This is a genomic window from Sphingomonas endolithica (genome assembly GCF_025231525.1).
Lineage (GTDB): Bacteria > Pseudomonadota > Alphaproteobacteria > Sphingomonadales > Sphingomonadaceae > Sphingomonas > Sphingomonas endolithica.
This window is the reverse complement of sequence record NZ_CP103057.1, coordinates 1,303,358-1,317,108: the sequence shown is the minus strand read 5'-3', so window position 1 is coordinate 1,317,108 and position 13,751 is coordinate 1,303,358. Positions and strand designations below refer to the sequence as shown.

Genomic DNA, 13,751 nt, shown 5'->3' with positions numbered 1-13,751 from the left:
GCTGTCGAGGAGTGATGCCGTGCCGATGCTGATGACCGCTTTGATCCTCGCCCAAACGGCGATGGGCCACCCCAACACGCCGGAAACGCCCGAGCCGGTCTGCGTACGTGCGGGTGACCTGCCGCGGGAATTCGCGGCGTGGGATGCGCCGGCGGCCGCCAGGCTTGCCGTTGGCCGGCCATCGATCCTGCGCGCGCAATCGCCGTCCGCGATTCGCTGGGCGGTGCGTGGCAAGGCGGGCAATGGTGCGCTCGCGTCCTTCACGGTCGCCAGAGCCGGCCCCTACCGGATCGGGCTGAGCAACGCCGCCCGGGTCGACGTGGTACGGGGCGGCAAGGCGCTGGAGTCGATCGCACACGGCCATGGCCCGATCTGCACCGGCCTGCGCAAGATCGTCGACTTCACGTTGCCGCGCGGCACGTACGTGCTGCAATTGTCCGGTATGCCGGCCGACGAGACCAAGGTGATGATCGCCGCGAAATAGTCATTCCCTCCGCCCGAGCGGGCGGAGGGAATGCTGGATCAACTGGCCACCAACTTGACGCCGGTAAAAGCATGCGCCGTGCCCCGGCGTGCGCGTTTTGCCGTGTAGAGTGCCACATCGGCGGCGTGCAGCAACTCGCGGACCGTGTCGATGCCGGGCCCCGGCCGCGCCGATCCGATCGTGCCCGATATCGGCAGCAACGCGTCTTTCGATTGTACCGGGTTTTTGAGATGGTCGAGCAGCCGTTCGATCGTCGCCGACGCTGTCGCGGTCAGCTCGGGATCGGTAAGCAGCAGCGCGAACTCGTCGCCGCCCAGGCGCGCCGCGAAGCTTCCCTTCAGGAATGGCGCGCGCAGCCGCTGGCCGATCGCGCGCAGCACGTCATCGCCCGCCAGATGGCCGAACGTGTCGTTGATGGTCTTGAAGTCGTCGAGGTCGACCAGCACGAGCACCAGATCCGCACCGTGGCGAGCATGATCCAGCTCGGTTTCGAGCACGCGGTTGAACTCGGCGCGGTTGGGGATCTGCGTGACTTCGTCGGTACTCGCCGATTCGCGCAGCTTGCGCTCGACGCGGTAGCTGTCGGTGATATCCTGAAACACGCCGACGACGGCGACCGGGCGGCCGTCCTCGATCTCCAGTTCACCGCGCGAGCGCACCCGCCGCCGATTGCCGAGCGCGGTGAAGAAATCGAGATCGATCTCGTACGTCGTGCCGGTTTCGATCGTGCCTTTCAGTGCCTGGCTGATTCTCGCGCGGTCGCCGGGCGGATAATGGCGCAACGCCTGCGTCAGATCGGGCTGGTCGACGGCCTTCATCTCATGGATGCGGTATACGCCCTCGGTCCAGGTTATCGCATCTGTCTCGAGATCGAGCCGCCATGATCCGGTCATCGTCATCCGCTCGAGCTGCCCGAAGACGCGTTCCTGGCGGCGCAGCATGCGCGACTGTTCCTGCGCGCTCTCGGCGATCGACACCGCTTCGCGTGCAGCCGAACGCGCGGCGATGAGCGCTTCCGCGATCGAAGCGAGCCGGGTCAACGCGCCGAGCTGTTCCGCCGTCATCGTCCGCGGCTTGTTATCGATGATGCACAATGCACCGATTGCGTGGCGACCCTCGGCAGTCGCGACATGGATCGGCGCGCCGGCATAGAAGCGCATGTCGGGATGGTCGGTGACCAGCGGGTTGCCCGCGAACCGCGGATCGGTGGTGGCATCGTTGACGACGAAGGGCACATCGCCGCGGATCGTATGATCGCAAAAAGCGATGTCCCGCCCGGTCTGCGCGATATCGATGCCGCTCTTCGCCTTGATCCACTGCCGGTCGCGATCGATCAGCGTCAGCAGGGATACCGGACAATCGAAGCGTTGTGCGGCAAGACCGACCAGTGCGTCGAAGGCGGTTTCGGGTTCGGAATCGAGCAGGTCCAGGGCGATCAGGGCGTTGAGGCGGCGGTCTTCATCGGTAAGCTGGGGAATACGAAAGTGGGTCATTGCGTTCATCCACAGGCGCTTAGCCCAACGCGACTTAATAACTCCTCTGTATTTTTCTTGCCTGGCGGCAAGCCGAACCATTCCCGCCGCAAATGTTCGCGATGTTCGGGGATCGCTGCGCGGTCAGGCGGCTGCTACAAGCCTGGCATGCAGGAAACCATCTCCGCCTGGGCTGATCACCTTGCGCAGCAGCGGCGGCGATCGGCGCACACCGTGCGCGCCTATGTCGCCACGGCGCATCGATTGAGCGCGTTCCTGGTGGAGCATTGGGGCGAGTCGTCGTCGCCGGCGCGACTGGCCGAGGTCACGGCGGCGGACCTGCGCGCCTATCTTGCTTTCCGCCGGGCGTCGGGGATCGGCAATGCATCGGCGGCGCGTGAATTGTCGGCCGTGCGCGGGTTCCTGAGCTTCGCGGCGGGCGAAGGTACGACGCCGCGGCTGCGCGGGCCCAGCGTCAAGAAAGGCGTGCCGCGCCCGATCTCGCCCGACGAGGCGGTGGCGCTGGCCGAAGATGTCGCCGACAATGCGCGCGAGCCCTGGATCGCCGCGCGCAACTGGGCGGTGCTGATGCTGCTGTACGGCGCAGGCTTGCGCATCGGGGAGGCGTTGGGGCTGACCGGCGCGATCCTGCCGCTCGGCGCCACGCTCAGCGTCACGGGCAAGCGTGCCAAGACGCGCATCGTGCCGCTGCTGCCACAGGTGCGCGAGGCGGTGGAGAGTTACGCCGCCCTGTGTCCCTGGCCGATCGCGGGCAAGGAAGCGCTGTTTCGCGGTGCGAAGGGCGGGGTGCTGGACGCCGCCTTGATCCGCCGCGCGGTGCAGGGCGCGCGCGGGCGGCTGGGTCTGGGAGAGCGGACCACGCCGCACGCGCTACGCCACAGCTTCGCCACGCATCTGCTGGGTCGCGGCGCCGATCTGCGTGCGCTGCAGGAGCTGCTCGGGCATGCCAGCCTTCGTTCGACGCAGATCTACACCGCGGTCGATGCCGCGCACTTGCTCGACGTGTACCGTAACGCGCACCCAAGGGCTTAGCGCACGACGAGTCCGCCTCCCCCGTTCGTGCTGAGTAGAGACCGAGTAGGCCATAGGCCGTATCGAGGGCTCGTATCGAAGCACCGTTGGAGCGCGTGCCGCCTGTCCTTCGATACGCCCTCTCGATACGCGCTGCGCGCTACTCGATGGCTACTCAGGACGAACGGGGTAGGGTGCGAGGCCATCTAAAGTCACCGCGCTCTAACCGCGCGGTTTCCAGGTCGCGACGCGGTACAGATAGAAAAGGGCCATCGCCACCATCGTGGCGACGGCCAGCGGCCCGACATAATGGTCGAGCTCCTTGAAGTTGGCGCCGAGGTACAGCCCGGCGCCCGCCAGGATGCAGTTCCAGATCGCGCTGCCCGCGGTGGTCGCCAGGATGAAGCGCCAATGCGGCATGCGCGTCATGCCCGCCGGTAGCGAGATGATCGTGCGCCCGGCCGGCATGAAGCGCAGCACGAACACCACCCATTGGCCGTGCCGCTGGAAGAAACGGTGCAGCTTCTCGACCTCTTCCCAGTCCATCGTCAGCCATCGGCCGTGGCGGTCGACGAACGGCTTGAGGCGTTGATACCCCAGCCGCCGGCCGATCTCGTACCAGAAATAATTGCCGACGACGGTGCCGACCGTCCCCCACAGGATCAGCGGCACAAGCTCCATCTGCCCGCGCGCCACCGCCATGCCGCCCAGGCCCATGATCACTTCGGACGGGATCGGCGGGAACACGTTCTCCGCCGCCATTAGCAGGAAGATGCCCAGATACCCGCCCCAGGCGATCAGATCGATGATGATTTCGGTCATATGGGGACTGATCTTCCTAGGGCCGTTCGTGCTGAGCCTGTCGAAGCACATGCCCCGCGGCGTGGCCTTCGACAGGCTCAGGACGAACGGACGTGGTGGAAAGGTCCCCCCGCAACGCTTCGGGAGCTTAGCCCCTAGCCGCCACCTTCGCCTCGATCGCCGCCCAGATCAGCGCGCCGGTGTCGGTGCCGTTGAAGCGATCGATCGCGACGATCCCGGTCGGGGAGGTCACGTTGATCTCGGTCAGCCACTTACCGCCGATCACGTCGATCCCGACGAACAGCAGCCCGCGACGCTTCAGCTCGGGCCCGAGCACGCGGCAGATTTCCTGCTCGGTCTCGGTCAAGTCGGTCTTCACCGCCGAACCGCCGACCGCCAGGTTGGAGCGGATCTCGCCTTCGCCGGGCAAGCGGTTGATCGCGCCGGCGATCTCGCCGTCCACCAGCACGATGCGCTTGTCGCCCTTAACCACGTCCGGCAGGAACGCCTGGATCATGTGCGGCTCGCGCCACGTCATGTTGAACACTTCGATCAATGCCGACAGGTTCGCGCCATCACTGCCGACCTTGAAGATCGCCTTGCCGCCATTGCCGTGCAGCGGCTTGACGACGATCTCGCCGTGCCTGGCCAGGAAGGCGCGCGCTTCGTCCAGGCTGCGCGTGACGAGCGTCGGCGGCATGAACTGCGGGTAATCGAGCACGAACACCTTTTCCGGCGCGTTGCGCACGCTGGCGGGATCGTTCACCACCAGCGTCTTGTGCGCGATCCGCTCTAGCAGATGTGTGGCCGTGATGTAGCCGAGATCGAACGGCGGATCCTGCCGCATCAGCACCACGTCCGCCGCATCGCCCAGGTCGAGGCTGACGGGCTCATCGAAGCTGAAATGATCGCCGACGACGGGCCGCACCGTCACCGGATGCGCCCGGGCCCACACGCGTCCGTCGGCATAGTTCAGGTCTTCGGCGGCATAGTGGAACAGCCGGTGACCGCGCGCCTGCGCCGACAGCATCAACGCGAAGGTCGAATCGCCCGCAATGTTGATCGACTCGATTGGGTCCATCTGGACAGCGACGGTGAGCGACATGTTGTTCTTTCCATCTGCCCGTCTGGGGCGACGGTGTATCGCGGCGATGTAGGGGGGGAGCAAGCCATTGTCATCCGATCCGCTCAGCCGATCCAAGCATTCTCGATATGGCGCGGCCGCGCGCCCGGCGCGATCAGGATGACATCGACGCGGATGTCGTCGCCCGGCCGGGCATATCGCGGCATCAGCACTTCGGCCGCAGCGGCGACGCGCGCCAGCCGGCGTTCGTCGATCGCGAAATCGAGTTCGGCCGTGGTTTTGCGCAGCTTCACCTCGACAAAAGCAACCAGATTACCCTTGCGCGCGACCAGATCCACTTCGCCGGCAGGCGTACGCACGCGGCGGTCGAGGATGCGCCACCCCTTGAGCCGCAACCACCAGCCGGCAAGTCGCTCGCCGCGCCGGCCCGATGCTTCGGCGATGCGCCGGTCGCGCGTGGCGCCGGGTGGGCGCTTGGGGGCAGGGCGGTCGGGCACCGCCCCGAAATATCGGCTTTGGAGCGCTCGCACACCCTTAATTCGTGCAATCGTCGGATGACCGCCAACCCCTTGGCTGATCTGCATCAGACACAAAAAGAGGAACAACCCCAAGCGCTTGGGGGTTGTTGGCGCACTAGTCTCGAAAAGGAAAACATCATGCGACTCAAGCTAATCGCCGCCGCCACTGCGGTGCTTCTTCCTGCCGCACTGATGGCTCAGTCGGCCACGTCGACCAGCGGCTCCGGTCAGAGCGGTTCCACGACGACGGCGGGTACATCGGGTTCGACCGGTAGCCAGGCATCGCAGAGCACACAGACGCCATCGGCATCCAGCACCTCGAAGCGTACCAACCGCACGAGCCAGCGCAGCCGCCGTTCGACCCAGTCCGGTACGTCGTCGTCGGGCACTTCTACGTCGGGCGGCACGACGGGCAGCACCTCCGGCACGTTGAGCGGCTCAACCGGCCCTGGCTCGACCAGCGGCTCGGGCACGATGGGCGGTACCGGCACGATGGGCGGCACGGGTACGATGGGTGGCACCGGCACGATGGGTGGCACCGGCACTACTGGCGGCACCGGCACGACGGGCACCACGCCGCCGCAATGAGCGCTCTTGCGCTAAGGTGATGAGGGGATCGGGCTTCGGCTCGGTCCCCTTTTCGTATCGATCAACGACACGCGGCCGCCTGTGGAGTCCAATCGCAGTTCGAGTAGAGCGGCTCAATCCATCGCAGTCGCCGATCCGCAGCTCACTCCTTCATCGCCAGGGCGCGAGCGTACAAGGCCTTGCGATCCACCCCCAGCTTCTTGGCCACTTCGCTCACCGCCTTTGCCATCGGCAGGCGGGACAGCGCCTCGGTCAGGGCCAACTCCGCATCGTCCGCGCTGGCCGGCGCTGCCTCGCCCGGCGGCGCGATGACGACGACGATCTCGCCCTTGGGCGGTGCTTCGGCATAGCGCGCGGCGAGTTCGCCTAGCGTGCCGGTGACCGCTTCCTCGAACCGCTTGGTGATCTCGCGCGTCACGGCCGCCTCACGCTCGCCCAATCCCTCGGCGAGTGCAGCCAGGGTCACGCCGAGGCGCGGCCCCGATTCGTACAGCACCAATGTCGCGCGGATCGCGGCGACTTCGGCGATGGCGGTCGCGCGCGCCTGCGCCTTGGGCGGCAGGAACCCCAGGTACAGGAACCGATCGGTCGGCAAGCCCGCCAGGGTAAGTGCTGCAACCGCCGCGCAAGGGCCGGGGATCGTCACGACATTATGCCCAGCCGCGCGCGCGTCGCGCACCAGCTTATAGCCGGGGTCGGAGATCAGCGGCGTGCCCGCATCGGATACCAATGCGACCGCCTCCGTGCCCATCCGCGCGACTAAGCCAGGCCTGACCCCTTCGGCATTATGGTCGTGATACGGCATCATCGGCCGCTTCACGCCGATATGGCGCAGCAGTTTCGCCGTTACCCGGCTGTCCTCCACCGCGATTACCGCGGCACCGGCCAGCACCGCCGCGGCGCGGGGCGAGAGATCGCCGAGATTGCCGATTGGCGTGGCAACGATATAGAGGCCGGGCATAAGATCAGGGTTCATAGGGGACAGTCATGGCAGACGGTGTATCGATACCGCAACGGCGGATAGCGTGGACGGGCGCATCACTTTCCCGCGCGCTCGCGCTTGGCGCGGCCTTGCTGCTCGGCGCCTGCCAGACGGTGGTACCGCGCGGACCGGTCCAGGTCGATCGGCCCCAGGCGACCCGCCCGCAGGCGGCACGCCCGGTGGAGGTCGAGCAGGGCATCCCCGCCGATACCGCGCGTCACCGTGTCGCGCTGCTGGTGCCGCTGACCGGATCGAACGCCGGGGTCGGCCAGAGCCTCGCCAACGCTACCCAGCTTGCCTTGCTGGACGCGCGCAGCGAGCAGCTCCGCATCACCACCTATGATACGGCGGCCTTGGGTGCTGCGGGCGCCGTGCAGCGCGCCATCGCCGAGGGCAACCGGCTGATACTCGGGCCATTGCTGGCCGAAGACGTCCGCATCATCACGCCGATCGCCAAGCGTGCGGGCGTGCCGGTGGTCAGCTTCTCCAACGATGCCAGTGCTGCTGGCAACGGCGCCTATCTGATGGGCTATGTGCCCGGCCAGTCGATCGGCCGCGTGGTCGATTATGCGCGCGGGCAGGGGGTCGAGAGCTTCGCCGGTCTGGTGCCGAACGGTCTGTACGGCGAGCGGGCTTCGACCTCGTTCCTGCGCGCGGTGGAAAGCGCGGGGGGCCAGGTCGTGACGCTGCAGACCTATGATCGAGCACCGGGCTCGATCACCGCTGCGGTGACGCGGATGTCGAAGAATTCGCCCTATCAGGCGGTCCTGATCGCCGACGGCGCGAGCAGTGCGGCCTCCACCGTGTCGCTGCTGCGGCGCGGCAATGGTGCGAGCGCGCGGGTGCTCGGCACCGAATTGTGGAATTCCGATGCCTCGGCAGCGGCCAAGCCGGCGCTGAACGGTGCCTGGTTCGCCAGCGTGCCGGACGCGCTCTACCGCCAATATGCCGCCAAATACCGTGCCCGCTTCGGCGCGGCGCCGTTCCGCCTGTCGAGTCTCGGCTATGACGCGGTGCTGCTGACTGTCCGCATCGCGCGCGACTGGACCATCGGCACGCCATTCCCCGAAAGCCGGCTGCACGATCGCGGCGGCTTCGGTGGCATCGACGGCGCGTTCCGCTTCGGCCGCGACAACATCGCCGAACGCGCGCTCGAGGTGCAGGAGATCCGCGGCGGCACGACGGTGGTCGTATCGCCCGCGCCGACGGGCTTCGCCGGCAAGTGACGTTGCTGGTCCCCCGCGAAAGCGGGGAGCCATCCCGTCAACGTCACACCGGAACAAGCCCTGGGTGACGGGTAGTTACGTAGCGGCCTCGCGTGCGATCACACCAATCAAGTCACTCCGAGTCGATCTTCACCACGATCGGCAGGATCGCATCGAGCAGCAGCATTCCCGCCTCGGTGACCAGCAGGCGATCACCGTCGCGCCGCGCCAATCCCTGCGCGGCGAGCTTCTCCAATGCCGGCAAGTCGATCAATTGCGGGATCGTCGTCGCCCCCAGCTGCGCGATCCGCGCCAGATCGACGCCCTCGCGCAGCCTCAGCCCCATCAGCAATGCCTCGGTCGCGCGCGTCGCCGGCGCGAGTGGTTCCTCCAACTCCATGCCGTGCTGGTTGCGCGCCACCGCGGCCAGCCAGTTTTCCGGCTTCTTGCGCCGCACGGTGGCAAGCCCGCCCCGCCGCCCGTGCGCGCCGGGGCCGATCCCGGCATAATCCTGATAGCGCCAGTAAACGAGGTTATGACGGCTTTCCGAACCGGCACGCGCATGGTTGGAAATCTCGTAGGCAGGCAGCCCGGCCGCGGCGGTGATCGCGCGCGTCATCTCGAACAGATCTGCCGCACTGTCGCCATCCGGAATGACGATGCGGCCAGCGGCGGCCTCGGTCGCAAAGCGCGTGCCGGGCTCGATCGTCAACTGGTACAACGACAGATGTTCGGTGCCGAAGCCGATCGCTCGCGCGAGTTCCGCCTCCCACGCCGCAAGCGTCTGTCCAGGTCGCGCATAGATCAGGTCGAAGCTCACGCGCGCGAACGCCGCCTGGGCGGTGGCCAGCGCCGCCAGCCCCTCGCCGACATCATGTGCCCGTCCGAGAAAGCCGAGCGCCTGGTCATCCAGCGCCTGCAGCCCGAGCGACACCCGGTTGACACCAGCCGCCGCGATGTCGGTGAACCGCGCTGCCTCCACCGAGGAGGGATTGGCTTCCAGCGTGATCTCGATATCGTCGGCGAAGCGCCATGCGCGCGACGCCGCGTCGATGATCGCCGCGGTCGTTGCCGGCGGCATCAGCGACGGCGTGCCGCCCCCGAAGAAGATCGATCCCAGCGTCCGGCCGGGCAGCAGCGCCGCTTCATGTGCCAGATCGGTCAGCAGCGCCGCGCGCCATGCTTCCTGATCGACCGATTCGCGAACATGGCTGTTGAAGTCACAATACGGGCATTTGGAGACGCAGAACGGCCAGTGCACGTACAGCGCCAGCGGTGCATCGGTGGAAGTGTCGGTACGCAACATCGCGCCGCGCTATGCTCGCCCGATCACCCGGAGGGAAGCCGCGTCAGACGATGACGGCTCCGCCCGGGTGGCTCAATCGACGAAAGCGCGCTCGATCACATAGGTACCGGGCATCGAGTTCGATCCCTCGACAAAGCCCAACGTCTCCAGCCGCGCACCCATTTCATGGATCATCGCGCTGCTGCCGCACATCATCGCCCGGTCGGTTTCCGGATCGAGCGCGTTGGCGCCGCCCAGCGGGTGCGAAAACAACGTTCCGTCCTCGATCAGTGCGCCGATCCGCTTGCTGGTGTGGAACGGTTCGCGCGTCACAGTCGGGATATAATGGAATTGCTGCGCCGCCTGCTCCGACACCAGCGGATCGTCGGCCAGCCGCGCGACCATCTCGTCGTGAAACGCAAGATCGCTGACACGGCGCACGCTGTGCACCACCACCACCTGCTCGAACAGGTCATAGACCTGCGGGTCGCGCATCAGGCTGAGGAACGGGGCAAGGCCGGTGCCGGTCGAGAACATGAACAGGCGTTTGCCGGGCAGCAGCGCATCGGTGACGAGCGTGCCGACCGGCTTGCGGCCGAGGTACATCCGGTCGCCGGGCTGGATCAGCTGCAACCGGCTGGTCAGCGGGCCGTCCTCGACCTTGATCGACAGAAATTCGAGCTCCTCGGCATAATCCGGGCTGGAGATCGAGTAAGCGCGCATCAGCGGCTTGCCGGTCTCGGTCGGCAGCCCGACCATCACGAATTCGCCCGAGCGGAAGCGGAAGCTTGCCGGGCGATCGACTGCGAAGCTGAACAGATGTTCGTTCCAGTGGCGCACCCAGCGCACATCGACCGTGTTGAAGGCGGTATGATCGGGAATCGTGACTGGCGGGCGGGTGGGCATATCCATGCGGCGTCCTCTGCCGCGTCGGGGTGCGATGCTGCAAGATATTTTATGACGTGAAGGAGATAGCCGCTCACTACACCGTCATCCGAGCGAAGGCTGGGATGACCCGATGGCCGATGTTGCCCCCCGCAGTCCGCGGCCCCATATCCAAACCCATGGCAATCCAGATCCGCACCAACTTGGACGAGCCCGAAACGGGCCAGGCATTCATTCCCCACCGGCCCGCCCGCCCCGACAAGGTGGAAGGCGGCAAGCCGTTCAAGCTCGTGTCTGAATATACCGCCGCCGGCGACCAGCCGACCGCGATCGCCGAACTCGTCGCGCAGACCGAGAGCGGCGAGCGCGATCAGGTGCTCCTGGGCGTCACGGGCTCGGGCAAGACCTTCACCATGGCCAAGGTGATTGAGGCCGTGCAGCGGCCCGCGCTGATCCTCGCCCCGAACAAGATCCTGGCCGCGCAGCTCTATGGCGAGATGAAGTCCTTCTTCCCCGAAAACGCGGTCGAATATTTCGTCAGCTATTATGATTACTACCAGCCCGAAGCGTATGTCGCGCGCTCCGACACCTATATCGAGAAGGAAAGCTCGACCAACGAGTCGATCGATCGCATGCGGCACTCCGCGACGCGCTCGCTTCTGGAGCGCGACGACGTGATCATCGTGGCCTCCGTGTCGTGCCTGTACGGCATCGGTTCGGTCGAGACCTATTCGGCGATGATCTTTGACCTGAAAAAGGGCGACGTGGTCGACCAGCGCGAGATCATCCGCAAGCTCGTCGCGTTGCAATACAAGCGCAACGACGCGGCGTTCCAGCGCGGCAATTTTCGGGTGAAGGGTGACAATCTCGAAATCTTCCCGTCGCATTACGAGGACACCGCTTGGCGCGTGTCCTTCTTCGGCGACGATATCGAGGAGATCACCGAATTCGATCCGCTGACCGGCAAGAAGGTCGCCAGCCTCAACTCGATCCGCATCTACGCCAACAGCCATTACGTCACGCCCGGACCGACGCTGAAACAGGCGACGGAAGCGATCAAGTTCGAGTTGGCCGAGCGGCTGAAGGAACTGGTGCCCGAGGGCAAGTTGCTCGAAGCGCAGCGGCTTGAGCAGCGCACCAATTTCGATCTCGAGATGATCGCCGCGACCGGCAGCTGCGCTGGCATCGAGAATTACTCGCGCTTCCTCACCGGCCGCATGCCGGGCGAACCGCCGCCGACGCTGTTCGAATATTTGCCCGAGAACGCGCTGCTGTTCGTCGATGAGAGCCACCAGACGATCGGCCAGATCAACGGCATGTCGCGCGGCGATCACCGCCGCAAGCTGACGCTGGCGGAATATGGTTTCCGCTTGCCGTCCGCGATCGACAATCGGCCGCTCAGGTTCAACGAATGGGACGCGATGCGCCCGCAGACCACCTATGTCTCGGCAACACCGGGGCCGTGGGAGATGGAGCAGGCCGGCGGCGTGTTCGCCGAACAGGTCATCCGCCCGACTGGGTTGATCGATCCACCGATCGAGATCAAGCCGGTCGAGGAACAGGTGCAGGACCTGATCGTCGAGGCGCGCAAGACCGCAGAGGCCGGGTATCGCACGCTCGTCACCACGCTGACCAAGCGGATGGCCGAGGATCTCACCGAGTTCATGCACGAGGCGGGGCTTAAGGTCCGCTACATGCACAGCGACGTCGAAACGCTCGAGCGTATCGAGCTGATTCGCGATCTCCGCCTTGGCGTGTACGACGTGCTGATCGGCATCAACCTGCTGCGCGAGGGGCTCGACATCCCCGAATGTGGGCTGGTCGCGATCCTTGATGCCGACAAGGAAGGCTTCCTGCGCTCGGAGACGTCGCTGATCCAGACGATCGGCCGCGCCGCGCGCAACGTCGATGGGCGCGTGATCCTGTATGCCGATCGCATCACCGGCTCGATGGAGCGGGCGATGAACGAGACGGAGCGTCGCCGCGAGAAGCAGCGCCTGTACAACGAAGCGCACGGCATCACGCCAACGACGATCAAGCGCAACATCGGCGACATCATCAAGGACGTGTCGCAACGCGACCAGGTGACGATCGAGATCGACGAGGATCGTCCGCACATGGTCGGTCACAACCTGCGTGCCTATATCGAGGACCTCGAAAAGCAGATGCGCGCCGCCGCCGCCGATCTGGAGTTCGAGACCGCTGGCCGCCTGCGCGACGAAATCCGATCGTTGGAGCAGGAGGAGCTCGGCTTACCGGTGGATCAGCAGAAACTGCCAATGATGGGCCGCAGCAACGAAGGCAAACCCGGCACCCGAAAGACCCGCTACGGCAAGAGCCAGAAGATGCGCATGGGCGGCGGCTCATCGCGGCGGTAGTCAGGCCGAGCAGACTTACACGACCCTGTACCCCGGCGACGGCCGGGGCCCAGTAGCGGAAGTTGGATGGTGCGTGCAGCGCTTCGTCACAGCAACCTAGCCGGAACAGCTTCCACCACGAAACGGCTCTTGGGTAGCGATCGGGCTATCTACTCAAACCGCCTCCAGCGATACCTCACCACGCGCCACTTCACCCGCGACGTCCAGTCGCGGCGCCAGCATCCGCGCCATGACCCGCGCATACAGTGCGTCTCCGGTGACGCGATGCGCATACATCGGCTCGGTCGGATCGGGCACGACACCATCCCCCGGAAAATAACCGATGCGATCCGTCACCACCCGCGCGCCCAGCGCATTGTACTGCGCTGCCAGCCGCTCGACTGCCACCTTGGCGCGGCCATAGGGATGATCGTCGGTGATCCATTGCGATGATGGCACGAAGATCGCTTCGTAACGCTGCCATTGCCGCAAATGGCCCTCGACCCGCTCGACATGCGGACCGGGCTCACCATGCCGATAGGCGCAATCGAACAGATAGGGTCGGCGCGTCAGCAACTCGGCCGGATGCGCATCGCCGACATCCACGCCGTGGACGTGAAAGTCGTCGCGCTGCAGGCGGCGCACGAATGCACTGCCGAGCCGCCCTTTGGCCCCGGTGACGATCGCTACGTTTTTCATGTCGTTTTGTTCACCCATCCGGCTTAGCGGGTCGTGGGCGAGGATCAACGTCTAAGCTAGCGTGGCTTGCTCTTGCCTCTGGTGCTGCGGCCCCGTGTCATCGGATCGGGCTTCGCTGGCGGCGTCCAGCCGGGTGGCGGGGTGTAGCGCTGCTGGCTGGTGCCGATGCCCATCTTGCCCGGCTGTTGCCGTGTTAGTCCCGTCGCATCGACCGGCGCTGCCTCTTCGCCTGCTTGCCCGCGCAGGATGCTGATCTGGTCACGCAGCTTCGCGGCCAAGGCGAAATCCTGCGCCTCAGCGGCGGCTTCCATCTCCTGGCGGAGTGTATCGATCGTCGTCATGCACCCTCAACGCGCCAC

Annotated in this window: 14 protein-coding genes; 5 read left to right on the top strand and 9 right to left on the bottom strand. The window is 65.9% G+C overall.

The window, feature by feature from the left end:
- Positions 1-19: 19 nt before the first annotated feature.
- A complete protein-coding gene (locus NV382_RS06200) occupies positions 20-484 on the top strand; it encodes a hypothetical protein (RefSeq protein ID WP_260599645.1) in 465 nt (154 codons plus the stop codon).
- Between the two features lie 38 nt (positions 485-522).
- Here NV382_RS06200 and NV382_RS06195 read toward each other — a convergent pair whose 3' ends face one another.
- Entirely contained in the window at positions 523-1,986 is a 1,464-nt protein-coding gene (locus NV382_RS06195; RefSeq protein WP_260599644.1) for a sensor domain-containing diguanylate cyclase, read from the bottom strand.
- 138 nt (positions 1,987-2,124) lie between these two features.
- Between NV382_RS06195 and NV382_RS06190 the strand changes: the two genes are divergently transcribed.
- Positions 2,125-3,009 carry a tyrosine recombinase XerC gene (locus NV382_RS06190; RefSeq protein WP_260599643.1) on the top strand — a complete coding sequence of 295 codons (885 nt, stop codon included), beginning with the start codon at positions 2,125-2,127 and terminating at the stop codon, positions 3,007-3,009.
- Between the two features lie 201 nt (positions 3,010-3,210).
- Here the strand turns inward: NV382_RS06190 and NV382_RS06185 are convergent, their stop codons facing one another.
- The 3 genes from NV382_RS06185 to NV382_RS06175 form a co-directional block, all read right to left on the bottom strand.
- On the bottom strand, positions 3,211-3,810 hold the full coding sequence (locus tag NV382_RS06185) for a DedA family protein (protein WP_260599642.1): 600 nt from the start codon (positions 3,808-3,810) through the stop codon (positions 3,211-3,213).
- A gap of 127 nt (positions 3,811-3,937) precedes the next feature.
- The gene (gshB, locus tag NV382_RS06180) at positions 3,938-4,894 is read right to left on the bottom strand and encodes a glutathione synthase (RefSeq protein WP_260599641.1); all 957 of its coding nucleotides are present in this window, start codon (positions 4,892-4,894) and stop codon (positions 3,938-3,940) included.
- 83 nt (positions 4,895-4,977) lie between these two features.
- Positions 4,978-5,370 carry a YraN family protein gene (locus NV382_RS06175; protein ID WP_260599640.1) on the bottom strand — a complete coding sequence of 131 codons (393 nt, stop codon included), beginning with the start codon at positions 5,368-5,370 and terminating at the stop codon, positions 4,978-4,980.
- Between the two features lie 159 nt (positions 5,371-5,529).
- On the opposite strand from NV382_RS06175, the gene NV382_RS06170 reads away from it, so the two are divergent.
- Positions 5,530-5,979 (top strand): hypothetical protein, encoded by a 450-nt coding sequence (locus NV382_RS06170; protein WP_260599639.1) that lies wholly within the window; start codon positions 5,530-5,532, stop codon positions 5,977-5,979.
- Between the two features lie 142 nt (positions 5,980-6,121).
- On the opposite strand, the gene rsmI is transcribed toward NV382_RS06170, so the two are convergent.
- Positions 6,122-6,955, bottom strand: coding sequence for a 16S rRNA (cytidine(1402)-2'-O)-methyltransferase (rsmI, locus tag NV382_RS06165; RefSeq protein ID WP_260599638.1), 834 nt, complete (start codon positions 6,953-6,955; stop codon positions 6,122-6,124).
- A gap of 11 nt (positions 6,956-6,966) precedes the next feature.
- Here rsmI and NV382_RS06160 point away from each other — a divergent pair, with 11 nt between their 5' ends.
- Complete coding sequence (locus NV382_RS06160; RefSeq protein ID WP_260599637.1) at positions 6,967-8,187, top strand: penicillin-binding protein activator; 1,221 nt, start codon at positions 6,967-6,969, stop codon at positions 8,185-8,187.
- Positions 8,188-8,299: 112 nt separating this feature from the next.
- On the opposite strand, the gene hemW is transcribed toward NV382_RS06160, so the two are convergent.
- Complete coding sequence (gene hemW, locus NV382_RS06155) at positions 8,300-9,472, bottom strand: radical SAM family heme chaperone HemW (protein WP_260599636.1); 1,173 nt, start codon at positions 9,470-9,472, stop codon at positions 8,300-8,302.
- A gap of 72 nt (positions 9,473-9,544) precedes the next feature.
- A complete protein-coding gene (locus tag NV382_RS06150; protein WP_418066763.1) occupies positions 9,545-10,363 on the bottom strand; it encodes a ferredoxin--NADP reductase in 819 nt (272 codons plus the stop codon).
- A gap of 152 nt (positions 10,364-10,515) precedes the next feature.
- Between NV382_RS06150 and uvrB the strand changes: the two genes are divergently transcribed.
- The gene (uvrB, locus tag NV382_RS06145) at positions 10,516-12,714 is read left to right on the top strand and encodes an excinuclease ABC subunit UvrB (RefSeq protein ID WP_260599635.1); all 2,199 of its coding nucleotides are present in this window, start codon (positions 10,516-10,518) and stop codon (positions 12,712-12,714) included.
- A gap of 153 nt (positions 12,715-12,867) precedes the next feature.
- Here uvrB and NV382_RS06140 read toward each other — a convergent pair whose 3' ends face one another.
- Together NV382_RS06140 and NV382_RS06135 are read right to left on the bottom strand one after the other, a co-directional pair.
- Positions 12,868-13,392 (bottom strand): NAD-dependent epimerase/dehydratase family protein, encoded by a 525-nt coding sequence (locus NV382_RS06140; RefSeq protein WP_260599634.1) that lies wholly within the window; start codon positions 13,390-13,392, stop codon positions 12,868-12,870.
- A gap of 56 nt (positions 13,393-13,448) precedes the next feature.
- A complete protein-coding gene (locus NV382_RS06135; RefSeq protein ID WP_260599633.1) occupies positions 13,449-13,733 on the bottom strand; it encodes a UvrB/UvrC motif-containing protein in 285 nt (94 codons plus the stop codon).
- Between the last annotated feature and the right edge of the window lie 18 nt (positions 13,734-13,751).